21 protein-coding genes are annotated in these 22,260 nt (G+C 59.8%); 3 read left to right on the top strand and 18 right to left on the bottom strand.

Annotated elements, in window-relative coordinates; genetic code table 11:
- Positions 1-83: 83 nt before the first annotated feature.
- Positions 84-1,736 carry a methyl-accepting chemotaxis protein gene (locus RCH91_RS20735; RefSeq protein WP_306537276.1) on the top strand — a complete coding sequence of 551 codons (1,653 nt, stop codon included), beginning with the start codon at positions 84-86 and terminating at the stop codon, positions 1,734-1,736.
- 313 nt (positions 1,737-2,049) lie between these two features.
- Here RCH91_RS20735 and RCH91_RS20730 read toward each other — a convergent pair whose 3' ends face one another.
- The 18 genes from RCH91_RS20730 to shc form a co-directional block, all read right to left on the bottom strand.
- Positions 2,050-2,232, bottom strand: a complete 183-nt coding sequence (locus tag RCH91_RS20730; RefSeq protein WP_306537274.1) for a hypothetical protein — start codon at positions 2,230-2,232, stop codon at positions 2,050-2,052.
- A 653-nt stretch (positions 2,233-2,885) separates the two neighbouring features.
- Positions 2,886-3,089: a hypothetical protein gene (locus tag RCH91_RS20725; protein WP_306537272.1), complete on the bottom strand. Its 204-nt coding sequence runs from the start codon at positions 3,087-3,089 to the stop codon at positions 2,886-2,888.
- 353 nt (positions 3,090-3,442) lie between these two features.
- Positions 3,443-4,015, bottom strand: a complete 573-nt coding sequence (locus RCH91_RS20720; protein WP_306537270.1) for a hypothetical protein — start codon at positions 4,013-4,015, stop codon at positions 3,443-3,445.
- A 49-nt stretch (positions 4,016-4,064) separates the two neighbouring features.
- The gene (locus tag RCH91_RS20715; RefSeq protein ID WP_306537268.1) at positions 4,065-4,325 is read right to left on the bottom strand and encodes a hypothetical protein; all 261 of its coding nucleotides are present in this window, start codon (positions 4,323-4,325) and stop codon (positions 4,065-4,067) included.
- 3 nt (positions 4,326-4,328) lie between these two features.
- Positions 4,329-4,991: a hypothetical protein gene (locus RCH91_RS20710; protein ID WP_306537266.1), complete on the bottom strand. Its 663-nt coding sequence runs from the start codon at positions 4,989-4,991 to the stop codon at positions 4,329-4,331.
- Positions 4,960-5,121 (bottom strand): hypothetical protein, encoded by a 162-nt coding sequence (locus RCH91_RS20705; RefSeq protein ID WP_306537264.1) that lies wholly within the window; start codon positions 5,119-5,121, stop codon positions 4,960-4,962. Before RCH91_RS20705 ends, RCH91_RS20710 begins: the two co-directional genes overlap by 32 nt.
- Positions 5,122-5,228: 107 nt before the next feature.
- Positions 5,229-7,301, bottom strand: a complete 2,073-nt coding sequence (locus RCH91_RS20700) for a hypothetical protein (RefSeq protein ID WP_306537262.1) — start codon at positions 7,299-7,301, stop codon at positions 5,229-5,231.
- The gene (locus RCH91_RS20695) at positions 7,298-7,486 is read right to left on the bottom strand and encodes a hypothetical protein (RefSeq protein ID WP_306537260.1); all 189 of its coding nucleotides are present in this window, start codon (positions 7,484-7,486) and stop codon (positions 7,298-7,300) included. The genes RCH91_RS20700 and RCH91_RS20695 overlap by 4 nt, the downstream gene beginning before the upstream one ends.
- 74 nt (positions 7,487-7,560) lie before the next feature.
- Entirely contained in the window at positions 7,561-7,791 is a 231-nt protein-coding gene (locus tag RCH91_RS20690) for a hypothetical protein (RefSeq protein ID WP_306537258.1), read from the bottom strand.
- Positions 7,792-7,805: 14 nt separating this feature from the next.
- Positions 7,806-8,261: a CHC2 zinc finger domain-containing protein gene (locus RCH91_RS20685; protein WP_306537256.1), complete on the bottom strand. Its 456-nt coding sequence runs from the start codon at positions 8,259-8,261 to the stop codon at positions 7,806-7,808.
- On the bottom strand, positions 8,258-9,091 hold the full coding sequence (locus tag RCH91_RS20680; protein WP_306537254.1) for a DnaB-like helicase C-terminal domain-containing protein: 834 nt from the start codon (positions 9,089-9,091) through the stop codon (positions 8,258-8,260). The genes RCH91_RS20685 and RCH91_RS20680 overlap by 4 nt, the downstream gene beginning before the upstream one ends.
- A gap of 774 nt (positions 9,092-9,865) precedes the next feature.
- Complete coding sequence (locus RCH91_RS20675) at positions 9,866-10,072, bottom strand: AlpA family transcriptional regulator (protein ID WP_306537252.1); 207 nt, start codon at positions 10,070-10,072, stop codon at positions 9,866-9,868.
- 178 nt (positions 10,073-10,250) lie between these two features.
- The gene (locus RCH91_RS20670) at positions 10,251-10,976 is read right to left on the bottom strand and encodes a hypothetical protein (RefSeq protein ID WP_306537250.1); all 726 of its coding nucleotides are present in this window, start codon (positions 10,974-10,976) and stop codon (positions 10,251-10,253) included.
- A gap of 101 nt (positions 10,977-11,077) precedes the next feature.
- On the bottom strand, positions 11,078-12,310 hold the full coding sequence (locus RCH91_RS20665; RefSeq protein WP_306537248.1) for an integrase family protein: 1,233 nt from the start codon (positions 12,308-12,310) through the stop codon (positions 11,078-11,080).
- A 195-nt stretch (positions 12,311-12,505) separates the two neighbouring features.
- Positions 12,506-13,504, bottom strand: coding sequence for an adenosyl-hopene transferase HpnH (hpnH, locus tag RCH91_RS20660; protein WP_306537246.1), 999 nt, complete (start codon positions 13,502-13,504; stop codon positions 12,506-12,508).
- A gap of 106 nt (positions 13,505-13,610) precedes the next feature.
- The gene (gene dxs / locus RCH91_RS20655; protein WP_306537244.1) at positions 13,611-15,518 is read right to left on the bottom strand and encodes a 1-deoxy-D-xylulose-5-phosphate synthase; all 1,908 of its coding nucleotides are present in this window, start codon (positions 15,516-15,518) and stop codon (positions 13,611-13,613) included.
- Between the two features lie 59 nt (positions 15,519-15,577).
- On the bottom strand, positions 15,578-16,564 hold the full coding sequence (gene hpnA / locus RCH91_RS20650) for a hopanoid-associated sugar epimerase (protein ID WP_306537242.1): 987 nt from the start codon (positions 16,562-16,564) through the stop codon (positions 15,578-15,580).
- 80 nt (positions 16,565-16,644) lie between these two features.
- Positions 16,645-18,684 (bottom strand): squalene--hopene cyclase, encoded by a 2,040-nt coding sequence (shc, locus tag RCH91_RS20645; RefSeq protein WP_306537240.1) that lies wholly within the window; start codon positions 18,682-18,684, stop codon positions 16,645-16,647.
- Positions 18,685-18,915: 231 nt separating this feature from the next.
- Here shc and RCH91_RS20640 point away from each other — a divergent pair, with 231 nt between their 5' ends.
- Together RCH91_RS20640 and RCH91_RS20635 are read left to right on the top strand one after the other, a co-directional pair.
- A complete protein-coding gene (locus RCH91_RS20640) occupies positions 18,916-21,609 on the top strand; it encodes an MMPL family transporter (protein WP_306537238.1) in 2,694 nt (897 codons plus the stop codon).
- A 14-nt stretch (positions 21,610-21,623) separates the two neighbouring features.
- Positions 21,624-22,196: a class I SAM-dependent methyltransferase gene (locus RCH91_RS20635; protein WP_306537236.1), complete on the top strand. Its 573-nt coding sequence runs from the start codon at positions 21,624-21,626 to the stop codon at positions 22,194-22,196.
- The last annotated feature ends 64 nt before the right edge of the window (positions 22,197-22,260 follow it).

Genomic DNA, 22,260 nt, shown 5'->3' with positions numbered 1-22,260 from the left:
AATCTGCCGAAACGAGATGTGAAGCTCTCGCACGCGCCCGTGGGGGCACGGGGTGATTTCATACTCAAGGAGGTGAAAGAGCAATGGCATTCAAGGTTACCATCAAGGCCCGGGTTGTTTTCATCGTAGCGTTTTTCTCGGTAATGCTCATCGCTTTCGGCATGCTGGGGTTGACGGGGATGAAGGCGGCCAACACAACCACCCATGATCTGTACGAAGAGAACATGCGGAGCGTCCAGATTCTCAGCAAGGTCATGGGGCTCATGCGCGACAACCGGATTCAGCTCCTCCTGACCCTTCAGCACGATCCCGCAAGTGAGTTCAGTTCCCTCCACGATCATCCGATCACCATGCACACCGACACCGTGGCCAAGAATATCGAGGAGATCACCGCCCTATGGGCCGAATATGAAAAGCTTCCCAAGACCGACGAGGACAAAAAGGTCGCCGCGGAGTTCAAGGCGGCAAGGGGGGCCTTTGTGAAGGAGGGGCTCATTCCCGTGCGCGAGGCGGTGCTTGCGGGGAAGTACAGGGATGGCGTGGAGCTGACCCTCAAGAAGGTGAACCCCCTCTTCAAGCCGGCCAACGAGGCCATGGAGAAGCTGGTCGGGCTTGAGTTTTCAGCGGCAAAAGCAGCTTTCGAGCAAGATGACAAGCGCTATGGATTTGACAGGATGCTCATGGTCGTGGGGCTCGTGCTCTCCGTGGGAATGGGGGTGTTGCTGACCCTGTTCATCGTGAAGTCCCTGCGCCGCAGTTCCGAGGAGTTGGCGTCAGTTGCCGTCGCCGTGTCGGCGGGCGATCTCACGAAGCGCGCCACCGGCCTCTCCAACGACGAGCTGGGGGCTATCGGGGGCTCGTTCAACGATACCGCCGACTCCTTTGCCCGGGTCATCGCCAGCATCCGGGGCAATGCCGAACAGGTGGCCACCGCCGCCAACCAGGTCCACAGCACCGCCGAGCAGATGGCCACCGGTGTGGAGGAGGTGGCGGCCCAGACCGGAACCGTTGCCACCGCCGGCGAGGAGATGGCGGCAACCGCCTTCGAGATCGCCCAGAACTGCCAGATGGCGGCCGAGGCGGCCCGTCGGGCAACGGAGTCGGCCACCGGTGGTGCCACGGTGGTCAAGAGGACCGTGGACGGCATGGCGCGGATCGCCGACCGGGTGCGGAGTTCCGCCAAAACCGTCGAAAGCCTCGGTTCCCGCTCCGAGCAGATAGGCGAGATCATCGGCACGATCCAGGACATTGCCGACCAGACCAACCTGCTGGCCCTGAACGCAGCCATCGAGGCGGCCCGGGCCGGCGAACAGGGAAGAGGCTTCGCGGTTGTGGCCGACGAGGTGCGGGCCCTCGCCGAGCGTACCACCAAGGCCACCCGGGAGATCGGCGAGATGATCAAGGCGATCCAGCAGGAGACGCGGGGAGCCGTTGCCGCCATGGAGGAGGGAGTCCACGAGGTGGAGGCCGGCACCGCCGATGCCCAGCAGTCCGGCGCGGCTCTCCAGGAGATCATGGACCAGATCAACGAGTTGGCCATGCAGGTGAGCCAGATCGCCACCGCCGCCGAGCAGCAGACCGCCACCACTGGCGAGATCAGCGGCAACGTCCAGCAGGTATCCGTGGTGGTCCAGGACACCGCCAAGGGTATCCAGGAATCGGCCCAGGCAGCATCGCGGGTTGCCGAGCTGGCCGATGAGCTCAACAGCCTCGTGGGACGGTTCAAGGTGGCCTAGCGACTGTTGAGTCACAACACAAAAAGAGAGGGGCGACCGGATCAGTGGTCGCCCCTCTCTTTTTCTCATATTCCCGATATCATCAGGTCATGTTCCAGATCAACATCACAAGAATGGAACTAATCGCGTTAAATCAAAATGTTACTGAGGCTATATTTTCGATAGGTAGGCCATAGGTAGGAATGATTCAGGTTTCAGCTATTGTCAGCAAAAGGAAAAGCCCCGGATCGCTCCGGGGCCTCTTGGGCAGAAGGGGAATCCGTGGGTGTTGCCGCCGTCACCGACGGCCCTCATGCACACGGTCTGCATCTGCTCATTTTTGGGCGAAAGTACCAAAGGCCGGATGGTCTGCGGCGAAGCCCACTCCCGCATTAAGGATGAGGAGCATGGCGATGAACGCTACCTTGTCCGACGATTTTGAGGCCGCAATCAATCGCATCCTTGAAACGCGCTCTGAATCCGACAATTCCGACATTTCTTTGGTGACCTGCTTCATCACATACCTCCTAGAATTTTATTGAAACATGTCAGGGCTTATACCGGGGGGCAGGGAGGTTGTCAAGAATTAATTTTCTGCTAACTAATTGATATATAACTATTTAGTTGCCTTTTGAAACCGTTTGGTTGACAGGGTGAAACTAAAAAGTTTCCATTTTAGTTGCTAAAAAGTTTCCTAAAATAGTCAAGAATTGTGCGATTGCAACGGGTTGTGCGGGAGGTGTGAAACGAGCCGCGTTTTCCGTTTGTTGACAACCTTTTGGTTGACGTTTGGATTGCGAAATATTAAGGGTGGGGGTATAAATAAAAAGAGAGGGGCCGGTGGCGCGGCGAGTGTGTCATCCGCACCCGAAAGTCTGGAAATGTCTGTCGTCGTTCCAGTGCCGTCTCCTCTTGGTCTAAATTATGAAGCACCCCGTAAACGGCTGGTTAAGCGTTCAGGAAATCGAACCTTGCCAGATTTGCCCTGCGGGGTGCCTCAGTAAGAGAGAACCACCGTGATGGTCAGTAAGTCGTCCAGGCTGCCGGGGTCGGCTGGCATCTTCCAAGATGTTGGCTCCAGATGAGGGGGGTGGGCGTCCCTCCACGGTGGTTTTCTTTTTGTCCGATCCCCACAAGGGGGTAGCGTTTCAAACGCGACCCTACCAGCCGTCACCACCAACTGCCTGTTTTTGTTTCGGAGCGGGATTCCTGATAAGCCTGATTCACGGTCTTCTCTCCGCTCTTCACCTGTCCTGCCAGTTCGGGGGATTCTCTTGTGACCTTCGCCATGCGCTCCACGGTGGGTGAACTGATACCCACCATGTTGGCCGCTACCTCTGTGGCGCGGTTGCGTCGGGTGGCTGGTTCATTCACTTCGCATCTTTTGATGCTAAGTGTTTCGTCCTTTGATCTCCCTGGGGCTGTCCCGCCGTGGTATCTCTGCCTCTCCTTCGCCTCCGCTTGCCATCTCAAGGGCAACCAGCGCCCTTTTGCTCGAATCTGAGCAAATCTCCACTCCGGATTTGAAATCTACGTGGCCGAACTTGGCCGGATTTCAAACCCCAGCAAGCAAGGGTTGGATTCCAAATCCGACCCTTTCCGATTTCAAATCCAGAAGCCAGTCGCTGAAATGAAAAGGGGCCGCATTTGAAATGCGACCCCCTCTTCCCGCGCCTTGCCTCGCGTTGCCTGGTCCTTGACGGGCCTAGCCTTGCCGGGGACAAACATCAATCAATCTCGACTTTGAACCGCCCGTATCGCGGTCTGAGGTTCCCCAGACCGATACAGGAGCCGGCGTCAATGAGCGCCTTGACTACATCGGCGCGCTTGATCGTCGACGGGTTGAAGTCAACCGTTGCCTCACAACTCCACTCCGGGAAGATGGGGCGACACCTCATAACCCGCGCTTGCTGAACCCGCACCGCCCGAAGATCCACGAACCTCGGCTGCAATACAAGCTCTTCGGGGTCTTTCGGGCCGTCGTACTGAAGGGGAAGCCGCTTTTCCCGGACCATGACACCGCCTTGCAGAAACTTCTTGCCAGTCCTGACGAGCTTTGCCGCCTCGATAATTGCGGCCTCCAGGTTTTCGCCAGGGAGGTATACGCCGTGCTCATCGTCGTGGTAAAGGCTGAGGTGCCACTCACTGAGTGCAATGGCGCGGTGGTCGCTGTCGTCCTTCTTCCGCTTGCCGGTCAGTTCTTTGTGACCCTGAACCGTCGCGTCAAGCGGGTTAATGCTTCGTGCTGAGTGCATCAACAACGGGGCAATGCCCGTGATTTTGACTTTAATGGCTTCCATGATGTTCTCCTTGCCTTGGTGAAGAGCCCCCCGGGAAGGGGGGCGGCAGTCAGAAGCCCCGACGGTGCATAATGTGGGCAGGACGGGGCAACGTGTTGAGGTCTCGGAGATATTCTTGTTTCAGTTGCCTCTGAGTTTTCGGTTGCGATTCATGGAATCTCTTGAGGCCTGCGGTTTCGAGATTCGACGCGAACTGCCCCATCTCTTCGTCGCGTTCAAAAGCCGCAGGCATCGCTTCGAGCACTCGGCGGTGAAACCGTGCTTGTCTCGAACGTTCTTCCAAAAGTGCCAAAATATCTACGTTTTCCATTTTTCAATCTCCTTTCGTTTTTGTGGTGTTGCAGGCGAAGCTGTCAACGTGCGCCAGCTCCTTCTTGAGTGCCGCCACTTCGGCCCGACGTTCAGGCAGGAACTTACTCCGGTCATGCTCAACGGCGTTCAGCGCCTCTGCCGCGCGGCGTTCGATCTGTGCAATGACGTCGCCTTGCTCCCAGTTATCACCAGGTTCTTCGGGCTCCTGCTTGGAAAGTTCGATCTTCAGGACTTCCGGCAGAGGCAAACCCAGCAGGGCGAATTTGTATCCAGCTTCCCGTGGTGTCAGATTCCCCGCAAGCACGTTCTCCAGGATTACCACCGCTTTCTGGTTCACGGATTCGCGTTCTACCCATCCCCGGTGCTTGCCCTTGGTTTTCAGGGCGAAGATGATGCTTGTTGCATCCCCGGCCTTGATGTTTTTGAGTAGGGCCTCCTCCCAGATGTCAATCTGTTCTTCGATCAGGGATTCGTATTGCTCCCGGAAGGTTGTGGAGTCATCCAGCCACCCGTAAACCGTGGAACGCCCTATTGCCAGTTCGCGGCATGCCTTGCTGATATTGAAGTTGCAGCTTGGGAGAATGTTGATGAAGGCGTTCTGCTTCGCCACAATCTCTTTCCGGCCTTCTTTTTTACGCGGCAATGTCCGGTTCTGTCCGGTCATGATCCCCCTCCAGTCCCTTGACTCGCTGTTCAAGTTGCTCAATCCTCCTGAACAACTCCGTGTTCAGTTCAAGCTGAGATTCGATGAGAGTCAGGAGTTGCCCCAATTTTTTCCGCACTTCAGCTTCCATGTCATTTTCTCCTTTCAATTTTCGGCTCTCTGAGCCGTTGATTTCCTGTCTACTCCCTTGCCCGACACCTGAAACCCGCCTGAAGGCGCGTCCAGGCCGCTTCCTGCTTAAATCCTGTCGTAGCACATCAAGACGAGTGTGGTGTCGTCGAACTCGGTCTTGATAATCTGCGGGGTTTCTTTCTCTTGCCCCTTCGGCTTCTGAGCATCCGCCAGCCTCTCAACCGCCGCCAGAAGCTGATCCATCCCGGCTACCTGTGGGGCCGGTGCCGGTGCTGCCGGTTCCGGGGGCGGGGCTTCGATCTGCTTCACCGGACGGGGTACGGCGGGGACCGGCTGAGAAGTGACGGCTTGAGCCACAACGGTCGGCTCTTTCGCCGGGGGCTTGCCCCCCCTTGCCGTGGTCCTCTCCCTGGAGCCTTTTCGCCGCGTCTCCTTCTTGGCGTCAGTGGCATCGGCTGTCGCTGTCCTTTGCTTCTGCCCTGACCTTGCCGCTCCGCCGTCCCTGCCCGGGGGATTCGGCGCCTGTGTCGTGGCCTTGCCGATAATTTCAGACTTGCCGGGGCGGTTTCCTTCCACGCGTTTCATGGCGTCCAGGATCTTCTGACGCTCGGCAGGGGTGTAGTCGCTCATCCGCTTGTTCTTGCCGCCCACCGACGCGAGGACTTCGCGTTGATACCGCCGCGTGTCATTTTCGCCTGGGGGGGCATAGCGATTGATCGCTTCGCTGAGAGTCCGATTCCGGTAGCTGTCTCCCTCGAAGATGAGCTTTTCTTGTGCGCGGCGTCCGGTCTGTTCGTCGGGAAATACTGCAAATCGCCCATCTGAGCCGGTAGCGCCCATCTTTATCGCGTGGGGGCCGTACTCGATATTTCCGGGGTTATTGTTCCGCCATGCCCTTGTGCCAGTTCGACGCTCAATGGTCCCATCGGCGTGTTTCACGGTCGTCTGCCCCGGCGTGGCGCTCACGACATTACCCTTGGGCATAGAGTCCCGCCATCGCTTGCGGTCGGCTTCTGAAGGCCCCTGGCCTGTAATCGCTCTCGTCTGGTCCGGCCTCAAAGTGTCGTGCCAGCCGTTTTCCTTGCCGCGCCGGATGATGCTCATAACCCCCGCGAAGCCTACCGCCAACGCTCCCACAACAGACGCGCTTATGGCGCTCCCCAGTCCTACAGCAAACCCGCCGCCTCCCGGTAGCTTGTCCAGGGGGCTCTTCTTCGCCCTCTTCAGGTTGCCGAAGATGTCCAGGGCATCGTCTATGGCATCAAGGGCGCCACCGCCCTCACCACCACCGCCCCGGCTGTTCTCGACAGCTTGCAGCAATTCCCGGTGGCGCTTCTGTTCGGCCTTCTCGCCTTTTTCTACAGCAAGGGTAGTCTGGTCCTTGCCCTTGAGCCCGAAACGCCGTCCTATCGCCTTCCAGGTGCGTCCGGTGATGGTCTTGTCGTCGTGGATCTTCTCCCTGATCTCCCCGGCGGCTTCCGCAAGCTCTTTCCCGGCCTCCCAGAACGGACCACCGGCAGCTTTGCCCGTCGCATCCTGAAGGGTGTCAGCGTCAACCTTGCGCGTGGCAGTCTTGGACTTCATAGCGCTCATCAGTGCGCCGATGATTCCCTTGCGCTGCCGCTCCTGTTCCCGCCCTTGGTGGACCTCTGCCATTGCTGCCTGCGACTTGAACCGCCCCTGCTGATCTCGTTGCCGGGATTCCGACAACGGTGCTGGTGTCCGTGTGGCGTTCACCGTGGTGGTCTTGGGCTTCTCGGTATTGGTGACAGGTGCGACGGGGGGCGCGTCCGGGGCGACAACAATGGCCGGCGAAGGCTTAACGACTGTCGCGTCTGCCGTGGCCTCTTTGGGGAAGGGGGATGACTGCGGCTCCAGAACCGGCGCAACCGTGGGAGGCGAGGGCTTGACGATAGTCGCGTCCGCCGTGGCGACCGGCACGGATGGGGCGACAATCGCCTCTTCTACAACAGCCGGAGCGGTGCGCTCCACCTTCGGGGCGACAGGGCGGGGGCTCTCCTTGATTGACCTGGCTTGCCGTAGCGATTCTGAGAAGATCCTGGGGAGAATGGACGTGTTCTTCTCGATCCGCGTGAGAACCGGCCCGTCGTTCAGTCGGGACGCTTCCAGGCGGTCAAGGACGCCAGCAAGGGCCGTGTAATCGGTCTGATCGCTCATGCCGCGCACCTCGGAAGCACCTGAACCCGTCGCCAGCCGATGACGGACGCTTTCAGCTTCTCGGGAACGCGCCCCATGATCTCCCTGAATGTGGTCGTATCGAGTCCGGTGCCGATGAGCACAACGCCGCCGGCAAATGTCTGTGCAACAACACCCTTCGGCAAAAGGTCTGAAATCTGCTTCATCGTGTGTTCCTCCATGGTCTGCCGCCGTTTTGCCCTCACGGCGTCTGCGATTTCGTGGAATAGCCCCCGGCGCTTCACGGTAGAAGCCTCATCGCGGCTTTCAGCTGCCGCCGTGCTTGAATGAACCGCTGTACTGACTCGTCTTCCGCGAACTCCCGCCGCGCCGCTTCTGTTGCGGGGGTGCGAGGAACAAGAAAGGAGTATTTCCGCTGCTCGTCGCGCTCAACTTCGACATCGAAACCGCGAACGCTGAGGAACGCGGCTTCGTCACGACCTTCAAGTTCTGTGAACATCTCTACGGACATGGTTTCCTCCTTGGTTATGCTGCCAGCCGCCGGACGGCTTCGGGGAATGACAAGCCCTCTGTCATCATGAGCCAGTCAACGGCGTTGAACTTTTGGTCACAGACCGGACACCACGCCTTACCCGTCCGGCTGAGAAATACGAGGCTGGGCCGCTTATCTTCGTGGCAGGGGGCCTTTGCCTTGCCTTGACGGTCAAAATCAATCAGGGGGCGAATGTCGGCGTTTCTTGCGGCTTCTATCTGCCAGTCCGTAATGCGGTCATCAGGGTTATGGTGTCTCGGCTTTACCATGTAGGCCTTGATTGCGGTGATCTCGTCCAGGCACTTCTGGGCGTAGAACCTTGGAACCTCGTCGCCTATCTCAAGCCATGCGTCTATTTCTTCCAACAGGTAACGAATCCTCATGGCAAAAGCCGCCTCGATTGAAATTCCCATGTCGTGTGCCGCTCTCGCTGTGTCTTGCGGCTTCATGGCTGCAACTCCTCGAAGGTGCCGCAGTGCCAGCGGTAATTGAGGGTGCATTGACCGACGCGCCCCAAATGCTTGAATTTCACCTTTTGGACGAAGACATTGACCATGTTCTTCGTGACGTCGGGCCGGTGGACGGTGAGGCAAAAGTCAGCCTTGTTTCGCCAGTGGGCTGAACCGGATATGTCGTAAGGAGTCGGCACGGGGTACTGTCCTGTGGCCTTGTCCTTCTGCAATTTTGTTGGGTGCGCCACTATCCAGCAATGGACGTCATAGCGACGGGCGAACCGGCGAATCTTCGTCAAGGCGAGGGAGACGTAATCGGTTTCGGACATTGTGCCGCGTTGATGCTCGATTTCGTTCCACGGGTCCAAGACTAGACCTTGCAGGCCTTCCGACTCTGCCAGGAACCGCGCACGGTCCAGTATCCAGTCGAGATTGACAGTCTCGTTGTCGTCGTCAGGGTAAAGCCACGCGAAATGTTCTTGTATCCACTCCTTAGAAACGCGGTGGTCGGACGCCTCGAATTTGCCGAACTGCTCCCCTGCCAGCTTCTCCGCAATCTTGATGTAGTGCTGCTCAAGGGGATAGTTTTCTGGGGAGAAGAAGCAGAACTTCCAGCGGTAGAGCCGAGAGAGGCGCACCAACATATCGTCGACGATTTCGCTCTTCCCGTGGCCGGGGATTCCGGTAACGATGGTCATCATCCCGAGCCGCACACGATAGAGTTCATCTAGGCTCGGAAGTCCGGTCTTGTGGCCGGGGTCTTGCCCCTTGTGTCGCGCCTTTTCGACCTCGCCATAGAAGGCGGATGCCTTGATGATTCCCTTCATACGCCCTCCATCAGTACCACGTCGGGTGTCCGCCGCTTTGGACGGGTGCCGGCGGTGATGTGGCTGACTTTTCCCAAGTGCGCACTGCCGCCTTCCAGTCTTTCATGGGGGCCTTGCCGATCATCCAGCCCTTAGCCCCGTAGTGGTTGTGCCATGCCTCCGGGTCAATGCCGTTGCCGCGCTCAAGGCAGTAGGCTCTTACTTCGTCCAAAGTCGGGATAGAGAATTTGTTTAAGGTTATAGGTTTCTGAGTAGCACCCCGCGATTGTCTCGCTTTTGTCTCGTCATTGTCTCGGCCCTGTCTCGCCTCTCCCGATAAAGCCTTGGAATCAATAAAGTTTATTGTCCCGTCATTGTCTCGGCTTTGTCTCGGTTTAGTACTCATGATTGTCCCGCGCTGATTGGTCTTCTGACCGGTGGTTTCTGGATACTCAAGGCGGACCCCGATTTCCTTCAAAAATCGCTCAACCTTACCGGTTGACCATCTCCAAAGGCTCGCATAACCCCGCAGTGTCGCCGGCTTATCGTTGTCGTAATCGCACGATAGGCAAAACATGGCTTCCAGGCGCGTATAGGGCCGATCCTTGGGGAGGTCGCGAAGGAGACCTTTATCGAGGGGTACCCACCTCGTCACGGTAATGTGACTGCCTGCCGCAGTAAGTCGTCGCGGTCACACGGCACAAATACCCAGTCGCGGATATTTGCGTCGTAGACGCGGGCGTAGTATCCCTGGATCTCGCCATGCTTGGGGGTGGTGTCTCGCATTTCGGCCCCCTACGCGGCGCGGTTGCCCGTGTCGCTTGTGCTGCGGCGGATACGCGCCGCGAAAAACGCGTCGGTAGAGACGATGGGGTAGAGCACCCTTGCTCCTAGCTTGAGGTAGGCTGGCCCACCGCCGGCCCAACGGGCGCGCCGAAACCAATGCACACTTAGGCCGTACCGTTGGGCTGCCTCTGTCTCGGTCATGTTGATTTTTTCCATTTTTCCCCCCGACTGCTAACTGTTGGGAGGGTTATCGCATGGTTAAGATTGTCCCGCTGTGTATCGGGATTATTGTTTTGGAGGGGCTTGTAACGTCTTGAAAATAAAACATAAAAAAATCCCCAAGACAAAGTCCCAGGGATGTTGTGGGTGTTTCGGGGATTATTGAAGAAGGGGATTACTTGAGTTCGCTTAACCAGTTTCTGATGGTCTTGAAGCTGGGGGGCTCGCCTTCGTTCAGGATCACCACTTTGGCTTCAAAATCGATATCGGTGATGATCGCTCCTATCCGGTCGTCGCTATTGGCGAGTTTTGACAGGTGTTTTATCAGTTGCATGTATTGCGGCTTCTTCCCCTCGTTCCTGTCCCGCAAGAGCCTTGCCTCCTGCTCAACTATCAGCTTGAAGGGATCTTTACGTTGGTTTTGTTTCGCTTGTTGACGATTCGCTTCAGAAAGTCGTCTTACCTCGTCAGTGTTAAGCAAGATGTCCTTTTCCGGGAAACTCCATCCGCGATGTAAGGTAATCTCCCCGGCGCCTATTTCACCATCCTGTGCGGAGAGTCCTGTATCGTTACGCGTAGGGGCCTCACCCGAAGTGCCCTTCACAATGATTGTCTTGCACGTCACATGGCCGTCTTCACTGAAAACCGGGTTTTTAACCTGGCAACGGTCGTCAAGTGGCTGTTCAAAAAACATTCCGAGTGCTGGAGGAGAGAAAAAATCTTCGTCGGGACGATCATAAATCGACGATGGTTTGCCGGGGAATAGTGTCGGGGTACGGACGTGTGCTGTGAGTTTCCTTTCTGCGATAAGAGATTTCACAATGCTTTCGATGGTGCCGAGCATGTGGGCCGCTTGCTCGATGGAGATAAAGGGCAGTCCTAGCCTTTCGATTGACAACATTTTCGCCTCCTGTCGCGTCCTGGTGATAATCGCGGGAAGCTGGTCCAGGATAACCAGTTTGTCGGATCGCGGTGATCAGCCGCTTCCTATCCCGCGAAGCCTTATTGTTGATTCTGTGCCGCCGGCAACGGAATTACCTTGCCGCCGATCCCTTCCATGAGCCGTTCTATCTCGTTGCAGATGGCTTGCAATACCGGCCTCAAGTCGTCAGATGTCAGTTTTGAATAGTGCTTGCCAGTGACAGAATTATCAACGTGTCCGGTGAGCCTGTTTATGTCTTCTCTTCTCAGGCGTAACCGTTCGCCCGTGGTAATGAATGTCCGCCGCAATCCGTGAACCGTCAAGGCAAGGCCGGTTCTGCGCTTCAAATCGTCTGCTCTGATTATCAGGTGGTCATGCTTGTTGCGCGGCCCCTGCTTCGGAAACACGTATTCCTGTCCCTCGGTTGCTGCGGCCTTCCGTCGTTCAAGAATTGCCCGTGACTGCTTTGAAAGGGGAGCCGTGTATGATCTCTTCGATCTCTCAGTGCTATGCCGAAACGTCACGGTTCCGTTCTCTAAATCAACCTCGCTCCAGGCGAGTGTGTAGGCTTCGGCTGGTCGGATGCCGTGGTAAAGGGCGAAGGTGTAGCAGTCGCGGTGCACTGGTGTGCAGGTCAACAATCCATCCGCGAAGATTTTGAACTGTTTTGGTTCCAGGCAATCCCCGCGCCCTTCGATCTTCGCCCACATTTCCGCACGGGCCAGCACCTTCAATGGATTGCGGGTAATAAACCGGGGGTAAAGGATTTCGGCGTAGTTGATGATCGCTTGAAGGCACTTAAAGCTGTTGTTTGCCGCTCCTGGTCCGTTCATCTCTCGGATGCTCTGGAAACGGTCAATGACGATCTCCGGGGCCAATGCCTGTTCAAGGAGATCCAAGGGGAGGTCAAGCCAGCTTTCAAAGAGACGGGGGATATAGCTCTTGTAAAGGGTTTCCGTTCCTGGTGACAGTCTCTTGTCTGACAGGTAGCGGTCGTACATCATTTTGAGTGTCGGTGGTGTTTCGTCTGCCGGTCTGCCCTCACGGATACGTCGGGCAATTTCGGGGGCCTTCGCACGTGCCTCTTCCGGCGTGTACTCGCCATAGCTGCCTAACTTCTCTTTCACGGTCTTGAATTTTCCCGTTACCGGATCTTTCACGTCCACCTGGACATAAAACACCTTCGAGGTTTTGCCTACTCGAAGCAACAAGCCTTTCACTTCCGTGTCAAAGTAATCCACTTGCCCCTTTTCCACTGGGGGAACGTGCTTCTTGCTGTCGATGTTGCGCTTGGTGAGAAGAAGTTTCGGCATGATGCCCCCTCGGTTTCCTACCTAGCTAATGGTGGCGGTGAAATTAGGTAGGCCATAGGTAGGAATAAAATTAAAAAACCCGCTAAATCTGTAAAAAAGATTAGCGGGTTCTAGGTAGGAAGTCAAGGTGTAAAGTGTGAATTTTATAGCTAAATGTTTTTATCCTTTTTTAAGGCTTTATATTGCCTTTTAGCACTACGTCATGTTCCAGATCGCCATCTCTAGGATATCCTTCCAGCTCTTCCCGATTTCGGAAACCACCGTGGGCTCGAAGCCGCAGTGCATCATGCACTGGGCGCAGCGGGGGTCTTTCCCCGCGCCGTATTTGTTCCAATCGGTCTTCTCCATCATCTCCCGGAAGGTGGGGTGGTGGGTGTCGGTGATGAGGTAGCACGGCGCCTTCCACCCGAGGGGGTTGCGGGTCGGGTTCCCCCACGGGGTGCAGTCGAGCTTCTTCTCACCCTTGAGGAAGCGCAGGTACATGGGGGTGGACCAGAAGCGGAACCGCTTGCTCATCCGGTAGACCTCCTCGAACTTTTTCTCGATCTCCCGCCGCTGGAGGAAGAGGTTCTCCCCCACCGCCTCGTAGTCGAACCCCGGAGCCACGAGGATGCCGTCCACCCCCAGGTCGGTCAGGAGCGAGAAGAGCATCTCGATCTCCACGAGATCCGTGTCCTTGAAGATGGTGGTATTGGTGCAGACCCGGAACCCTTTGGCCTTGGCCTTTTTGATCCCCTCGATGGCGATCTTGAAGGTTCCCTTGCGCTCCAGGATCCGGTCGTGGGTCTCTTCGAGGCCGTCCATGTGGACGTTCAGGTAGAAGTTGGGGTGGACCTTGATGTTCTCCAGGGCCTTCTCCAGCAGGAGGCCGTTGGTGCAGAGATAGACGTGCTTGCCGCGGTTGAGGACCGCCGGGATCAGCTCGTAGATGTGATTGTAGAGGAACGGCTCGCCGCCGGTGATGGTGACCACCGGGGCCGGGCACTCGTCCACGGAGCGGAGGCACTCCTCCAGGCTCATCATTTCCTGGATGGTGTCGGCGTACTCGCGGATCCGGCCGCAGCCGGAGCAGGCCAGGTTGCAGAGGTGGGTCGGCTCCAGCATGAGGACCAAGGGAAACTTCTCGATCTTCTGGACCTTGTTGGAAATAATGTATTTCGTGAGGTCGTAGTTCAGTTTCAGGGGAAAACGCATTAAACGGTACTTCCTTTCATGATGCTTGTGTAGGGGCGGATCCATGTGTCTGCCCTTTGCCGTTGCCCGAAACAGGGCGCACACATGGGTGCGCCCCTACAGTTCGTTATTTCACCAGCGACAGGGCCGCTTGACCCTTTGCCGCCAGAAACGCCTCCACCGTGGCGGCGATGCCGGCGCCGTCGAGCCCCAGGTCCTGCCGGAGCTGAGCCTGGGGGCCCTGCTCGATGTAGCGGTCGGGGATGCCGATCCGCTTCACCCGGATAGTGGTCATTCCCTCGTCGGCCAGCAGCTCCAGGACGGCACTCCCGAAGCCTCCCTGGAGGGCGTTCTCCTCCACGGTGACGATACAGCCGGTCCGCCGGGCTGCGCCGAGAATGAGATCCCGGTCCAGGGGTTTCACGAACCGGGCATTGACCACCGTGGCCCGAATCCCCCTGGACTCCAGGAGCTTCGCTGCTTCCAGGGCCGGGTAGACCGTGGAGCCGATGGCCACGATGGCGAGATCGTCCCCTTGGGCCAGGAGCTCGCCGCGGCCGATCTCCAGGGTCTGGAGATCCTGGTCGAGGGCAAGCCCGTAGCCGGCGCCGCGGGGGTAGCGGAGCGCCACGGGACGGCCGGCATAGACGGCGGTCTTCAGCATGTGCTGGAGCTCGTTCTCGTCCTTTGGGGCCATGAGGGTCATCTCCGGCAGGTGCCGCAGATACGAGAGGTCGAAGGTCCCGTGGTGGGTCGGGCCGTCGTCCCCCACAAGCCCCCCCCGGTCCAGGGCCATGGTCACCGGCAGCTTCTGGAGGCAGACGTCGTGGAAGATCTGGTCGTAGGCCCGCTGGAGGAAGGTGGAGTAGATGGCCGCCACCGGCCGGAAACCGTCGGCCGCAAGGCCAGCGGCGAAGGTCATGGCGTGCTGCTCGGCGATCCCCACGTCGAAGAACCGCTCCGGAAAGCGCTTCGCGAAGGGGGTAAGGCCGGTGCCGTCGGGCATGGCGGCGGTGATGGCGATGATTTTTTCGTCCTCCTCGGCGAGCTTCACGAGGGTGGCGCCGAAGACGCCGGTGTAGGATGCGGCGCCCGGCTTACCGCCCGTGGTCTTGCCGGTGGCCACGTCGAAGGGGCCGACCCCGTGGAAGACGTCCGGGTTCTCTTCGGCCGGCTGGTACCCCTTTCCCTTGGTGGTCATGACGTGGACCAGGACCGGCCCCTCGATCCCCCTGACGTTCTCGAAGACTTCCAGGAGCTGGGGGAGGTCGTGCCCCGGAATCGGGCCGATGTAGTCGAAGCCTAGGGCCTCGAAGAGCATCCCCGGGGTAAGGAACCCCTTGAGGGAGTTTTCGGCGCGGCGGGCGAAGTGGAGGATGTCCTTCCCGATGGCCGGGATAGACTCCAGAAGGCCTTGCATCTCCTTCTTCAGCTTGCGGAAATCGCTGCCGTTCATCTTGCGGGAGACAAAGGATGAGAAGGCCCCAACGTTCTTGGAGATGGACATCTCGTTGTCGTTCAGGACCACGATCAGGTTCTTCTTCAGGTGCCCCGCCTGGTTGAGGGCCTCATAGGCCATGCCGCCGGTCAGCGATCCGTCGCCGATGACCGCGATGGCCCGGTTGCCGCTCTGCTGCAGGTCCTGGGCAGCGGCCATGCCGAGTCCCGCCGAGATGGAGGTTGAGGAGTGGCCGGCGCCGAAGGCGTCGTGGGGAGACTCGCTCCGCTTGGGGAAACCGCTGATTCCCTTGTACTGGCGCTGGGTGTGAAAGCGGTCGCGCCGGCCAGTGAGAACCTTGTGGGTGTAGGCCTGATGCCCCACGTCCCAGATGAGCTTGTCGGCGGGGGAGTCGAAACAGTAATGGAGGGCGATTGACAGCTCCACGGCTCCCAGGTTCGAGGCCAGATGGCCGCCGGTCTGCGAGACGGCTTCGATGAGGAACTGACGGATTTCCGTGGCGAGCCTGGGGAGTTCCTCCCGGGGGATATTCTTGAGATCGGCTGGGGCGGTTATGGTGTCGAGCAGTTTGTACATTACGCTCTCCTTTCGGCAACTGTAGGGGCAATTCATGAATTGCCCCTACAGAATCCCATTTATCCTGCATACCCGTTGGCGCGGAACCACTCAACCGCCCGGTGCAGGGCATCTGCTGCCGGTCGGCGCGGGAGCCCCAACTCCTTCTCAGCACGCGTCGATTCGAAAAACATGAATTTTCTCGCCATGCGGACCCCTGCAAGGGGGATGAGCGGCTCCCGCCCGGTTACCCGCGAAAGGGCCTCGTTTACGTAGGCGGCCATGAGGATTGGCATGTAGGGGAGTCTCACTCTCGGTGCCTGGAGGCCGGCAATCTTGCCGAGCATCCCAAAGATTTGCCGCATCGTCAGGTTCTCGTTGCCGAGGATGTACTTTCCGCCGATTCTTCCGTGATTCGCCGCCAGGATGTGCCCCCGGGCGCAGTCCTCCACGTCTATGATGTTGAGGCCGGTGTCCAGGTAGGCGGGCATCTTACGGTTCAGGAAGTCGACGATGATCTTCCCCGTGGGGGTCGGTTTCACGTCCAGGGGGCCCACCGGGGTCGAGGGGTTCACGATGACCAGGGGGAGCCCCCGGGAGAGAAACTTCTCGGCCTCGCGCTCCGCCATGAACTTGCTCTTCTTGTAGTGCCCCACCATATCGGCGAAGGTGACCGGGGTAGACTCGGTGCCGGGGATGCCGTTGCCCGGGTTGCCGAGGGTGCCGACGCTGCTGGTGTAGATCACCTTGGCGAGCCCCAGCCTGAGGGCCGCCTCCATGATGTGCCGGGTTCCGTGGACGTTGGAGGCGTACATGGCGGCGGGGTCGCGGGTCCAGAGCCGGTAGTCGGCGGCGGCGTGGTACAGGACCTCGCACCCCTTGAGGCCACGCTCCAGAGAGCCCTGGTCCCGAAGGTCTCCTTCGCAGAGCTCCACGTCGAGTCCGTGGAGGTTCCGCCGGTCGGAGCCGGGGCGGGCGAGAACCCTCACGCGGCAGCCGTCCTTCAGAAGTTCCCGGACGATACTGGCACCGAGGAAGCCGGTGGCACCGGTGACAAAAACCTTCATATATCTCTCCAAAACTGACATAGGGGCGGTCCCCGGACCCGCCCCTACGGAATCTCTGCGCTCTGTCCGGGAGTGTCCCGTTATGCTTTCTGTCTCTTCAGAGCCCGATAGCGTCCCAGCGCCATGAGCGGGAAGCAGTTCCGATAGATATGATACTTGATCATGAAGTATTTTGGGAAGCCCGTTCCGGTGAACTGGTCCTCGTCCCAAGTCCCGTCGGGTTTCTGGGTTTCGATCAGGTACCGTATCCCCCGGGCCACGGACGGGTGATCCATCTCGCCGGCAGCGAGCAGGGAGAGGAGTGCCCACCCGGTCTGGGATGCGGTGGTGGGGCCGGTGCCGGCCAGCTTCGGGTCGCAGTAGGATTCGCAGCACTCTCCCCACCCGCCGTCGGGGTTCTGGTGGGCGACGAGCCACTCCACCGCCTTGCGGATGTAGGGCTGGCCCATGTCCTCGCCGTAGGCATCGAGGCCGCAGAGCACCGACCAGGTGCCGTAGATGTAGTTGACCCCCCAGCGTCCCCACCAGGGGCCGTCGGGCTCCTGGTTCTCCTTGACGAACTGGAGCGCCCGCACTGCCGCCGGGTGGTCCTTGGGGTAGCCGTAGGTTCCCATGAGCTCCAGCATCCGGCCGGTCAGGTCCGCCGTGGGGGGGTCGATGAGGGCCTCCAGATCTGCGAAGGGGATCTTGTTGAGGATATGCTTGGTGTTGTCTTTGTCGAAAGCTCCCCATCCGCCGTTTTTGCTCTGCATGCCAAGGCACCAGGCGATGCCGCGCTTCACGGCCTCGTCCTTGGCCTTCGGGTCCTTCACCTTCACGTCCTTGATGGCCATCATGACGATCCCCGAGTCGTCCACGTCCGGGTACCAGTCGTTCTGGAACTCGAAGACCCACCCGCTGGGCTCCAGATCGGGGGCCTTGATCTTCCAGTCGCCCGGCTTGCGGACTTCCCGGTCCAGGAGCCACTGGGTGGCCTTCACCAGGGCGGGGTGGTCAGTGGGAACCTCCGAATCGACCATGGCCATGAGGGCCAGGGCCGTGTCCCACACCGGCGAGATGCAGGACTGGAGGACGATCTCGTCGTCACTCTCGATGCAGAAATTGGCCAGGGCCTGGAGCCCCTTGGCCACGGCGGGGTGGTCCTTGGCGTAGCCCAGGCAGTGGAGCGCCAGGACCGAGTTGAGCATGGCGGGCTGGATGCCGCCCCAGTCGCCGGTGGGCTCCTGGTGCTCCAGCACCCACTGCTCGGCTATGGCCATGGCCTTCTTCATGCCGGGGCGGATGGGGCTCGCCTCGTAAACCTTGAGGATATGGTCGATGCCGATGAAGATGTTCTTCCAGGTGAGGATCCCATCTTCCTTGGTGAAGGTATAGTCGGTGGGGCGCGGTGGCCGCACGTAGAGTTCCTGGACCCGTGCCCAGGGGGGGAGCTTGCGGACCGGCCGTTCGGCCATGACGATGGAGAGTGGAATGATGGTGGCCCGGGACCAGCTGGAAAACTCGTACAGGTTGAAGGTGAAGCCGTTGGGTAGCAGCATCATCTCGACCGGCATGGACGGAACGCCGAGCCAGGAGAATTCGCCGAAGAGGGCCAGGAAGATCTTGGTGAAGACCCGCGCCTTGAGGATGCCGCCTTTTCCCAAAATGAAGGCCCGGGCCTTCTCCATGGCCGGGTGGTCGGCCGGATAGCCGGCCAGCTTCAGGGCGAAGTAGGCCTCGATGGTGGTGGAAAGGTCGCCCGGCCCCCCGTACCAGATGCACCAGTACCCCTCCTCGGTCTGCTTTGAGAGGAGGTAGGTCGCCATCTTCCGCTCTTTGTCCCGGTCCACCAGCCCCATGAAGTGGAAAAGCATGATGTACTCGGCGGTGATGGTGACGTTGGACTCCAACTCTGCCCACCAGTAGCCGGCGGGGAGCTGTTCCCGGAAGAAGAACTCCTGGGTCCGTTCTATGGCCTGGTCGAGGGGGCTCGTGGTTTCCACGTCCCGCTTCTTCCAGATGGAGGCGGGGAGGTGGTGGACATTGCCCCCCCGTTTCTTCTGGGGATCGTCTTTCGTCTCTTTTGCTGCGTCGTTGAAGGAGGTGAGAGCGTGCGAAATGGGATGCTTGGATATCTTCATCGCTGTCTTGTTCCTTGATTCTCGGTACACCCTCTCCCTGTGAGGGGCAGGAAGGTTAAAATAAGCAAGTATTTCTAACACAGAATTTAACAAAGATACATACCTTTCCCGTTTTGTCCAGTGTTGCGGTACGCCCGAATGGCTGCGGGCGGGGAGATTGTCTTTGCCGGTGGGGTGTGCTACCCTTCCAAAGTTTTGACCAATACCGGCAGATGGGGATACTTAATTAATATGGGCAAGAATGATGATTCGAAGCGGTTTACTGGGCTGTTCGGGCTTGTGGCCCGGCATCCCCGGCTGATCCTGGCGGTGGCGCTGGTCCTGGCTGCGCTGTCGGTGGTCCTCACGAAAGAGCGGATGCAGTTTCTGACCGGCCGGAACGACCTGATGCCGCGAAACGCCCCCTTTCAACGGGACTTCCGGGCCATCCGCGCCGAGTTCGGCGACCGGCAGGATATTGTCATCGTCATCGAAAGTGGCGACGAGGCCAAGGCAGCCGCCTTCGGCACCAGACTCCAGGAGCGGCTTGCGGCCAACCGGTCCCTCTTTGCGGAGGTCTTCTTTCCCGGAGGCATGTCCTTTTTCCGCACGCACGGGCTGCTTCTCATGCCGTTGGAGGATATCCGAACCCTGCGCCGGAACCTGACCCTGGCAACGCCGACGCTGAAGGCGCTGGCAGTGACACCGTCGGTCCAGACCCTCTTCACGCACCTGACTGGCCGCATGGATGCCTATGTCGCTGGCGGCACGGGGGCCGGGGGGAAAGAGGAGCTGGCAAGCCTCGCCTTCATGCTGGAGAAGCTGGGTGCCGGCATCGATTCCTTTGGCGGAGGCAAGAAGGGGGGCTTTTCCCTGCAGGAGGTCTTCCTGGGGGGAGATACCGCCCTGGCACGGGCCGGGCGGATGCAGATCATGACGGTACTGCCGGTGCGGGACCCGAAGAGCTTCGTGCCGGCCGTGGAGGCGATCCGGACGGTGCGGACAGAGGTGGCAAAGCTGCGGGCGCTCCCCGAGTTCGCGGGGGTGACGGTGGGGCTCACCGGCACGCCGGTCCTGGAGCACGAGGAGATGTCCACCAGCGAGCGGGACATTGCCATTGCCACGGTCCTCTCCCTGGTGCTCACGGTGGTGCTCCTGCTGGCCGCCTTCCGCGGGGTTCTGAACGTGGTGGCGGCCATGGTGTCGCTCCTCATTGCCGTCTGCGTCTCCTTCGGGCTGGCGACCCTCGTGGTGGGGCACCTGAACATCCTCTCCATGGTCTTCGCCATCATGCTGATCGGCATCGGCATCGAGTACGGCATCCAGGTGGTTCTCCGCTACCAGGAGGAACTGGGGCTCGGCGCGAGGGAGCTGGAGGCCATCGGCACGGGGCTCAACCGGAACATCTGGGCCATCGTCATGGCCGCCGCCACCATCGCCGCCGCCTTCTTTACCTTCGTTTTCACCGACTTCCGGGGGATCGCCGAGCTGGGGGTGATTGCGGCCCTGGGGGTCTGCGTCTGCGTGGTGGCCACCTTCACGGTGCTGCCGGCCATGCTGGTGATCATGGCTCCCTGGCGCAAGCGCAAAGAGGAGGAGCGGGAGGCCAGGGCGGCGACCGTTCTGCAGCGGTCTCCGCGGGCGCTGGCCGCCGAGCGGTTCCTTTTCGGCCATCCGAAGACGGTCCTCTGCATCACGGCGGTGCTCTGCGCTGCTTCCCTCTATCCGCTCATCCAGACCCGTTTCGACTACAACCTCATGAACCTGCAGGCCAAGGGGTTGGAGCCGGTGGAGTATGCCTACAAGCTGATGCGGAGCAAGGAGAACGCCGGCTACTTCGCCGAGGTGGTGGCTTCTTCCGCAGTCGAGGCACGGGAGCTGACCCGCCGGCTGGAGCGTTTGCCGGAGGTGGACCACGTGGTGAGCCTCCTCACCTTCGTCCCCCCCGACCAGCAGGAGAAGCTGGCGGAACTCGCCGCCCTGCGCGCCACCCTGGCCGACGTGAAGCCCGCCCCCTATGAAGAGGATCTGCGGGTGATGGAGCTGCCGGCGGTCTTCGAGAACTTCAGGAACTCCGTCGTGCGGCTGAGAGACCGCCTTCAGGCAGAAAATAATCCCGAGACAAAACGGGTCGGTGCCTTCCTGGCAACCCTGGATCGCTTCTTCGCCACGCTGGAGAAGGAGAAGGACAAGAACGCCCTCGGCATGCTCAGGGATTTCCAGGGGGGGATGCTTGCTTCCTTCCCGGAGAAGATCGGTCAGCTCAGGGAGAGCCTCCCCGCAACCCCGGTGACCGGGGCGGACATCCCGGCCCAGCTCCGGGAACGGTTCGTGGGGAAAAGCGGGAAGTATCTCCTCCAAGTGGCGCCGAAGCATGAGATTTTCGAGCGGGAGCCCCTTGCCCGGTTCATCGGACAGGTGCGGAGCGTCTCTCCCGGTGCCAGCGGTGAACCGATCATGGTCTACGAGTCGATGACCATCATGCGCGATGCCTACCTCCGGGCCTTTATCTACGCCTTTGCCGCCATCGTCGTCATCCTCTTCATTACCTTCAGGAGCGTGGTCTACACCTTTGTGGGGCTTGTCCCTCTTGCGGTGGGCATTCTGCTCATGGTGGGGGGGATGTGGCTTGCCGGCATCCCCTTCAATTCGGCCAACATCATCGTCATGCCGCTTATCCTCGGAATAGCGGTCGATTCGGGAATCTACATCATCAACCGCTACCGGCGGGAGGATGGTGACGCTGCCGCGGTCATCATGAGCAGTACCGGCCTGGGGGTCGTCTACAACACCCTCACCATCATGGCCAGCTTCGGCGCCCTCATGGTGGCCCACCACCAGGGGGTCTTCTCCATCGGCGCGGTCATGAGCCTCGGCATGGTGGCCTGTCAGGCGGCCTTCGTGCTGGTGCTGCCGGCAGTGCTGACGCTGGTGGGCAAAAAGTGAGGGGTGATGGGGTAATGGGCAGGGGCCTTTCCGGTGCGGTGCAGCTTTCCCATTTCTTTCTCCGGGAGCGGTTGAAGCCCGGGGACAGAGTCGTGGACGCCACCTGCGGCAATGGCTACGATACCCTCCTTCTGGCGCAATTGGTGGGGCCGGAAGGGCGGGTCTGGGCCTTCGATGTCCAGGAGAAGGCCCTGGCCGCTACGGAAGAGCGTCTCGCCGAGGCGGGATTCGGGACGCGGGTTGCCTTGGTCCATGGCGGACACGAGCGCCTTGCCGAGGTGGTCACGGAGCAGGTCCGGGCCGTGGTCTTCAATCTCGGCTTTCTCCCCGGCGCCCCCCGGGAAACGGTCACCACCCCCGAGACAACCATCGCCGCCCTGGAGCAGGCAGCGGCGCTCCTTCTTCCCGGCGGGATCATCACCGTGGCGGTCTACCGGGGTCACCCAGGCGGGGCCGCTGAGGGTGACGCCGTCGATTTCTGGGCCGCAGCGCTTTCCCCGGGACGGTTCAACGTCTGGCGCTGCCGCCAGGGGAACCGGTCCGAGGCGGCACCCTATCTGATCGTTGTAGAGCGGTTTCCCGCGTAGTCCCGTACTTATCCAGCACCCTCTTGTCCACGCCTCCCCGCGTAGTACAATTAAACATGACCTT

The organism is Geobacter sp. (assembly GCF_030834625.1).
Lineage (GTDB): Bacteria > Desulfobacterota > Desulfuromonadia > Geobacterales > Geobacteraceae > Geobacter.
This window is presented reverse-complemented; position numbering and strand designations above follow the sequence as displayed.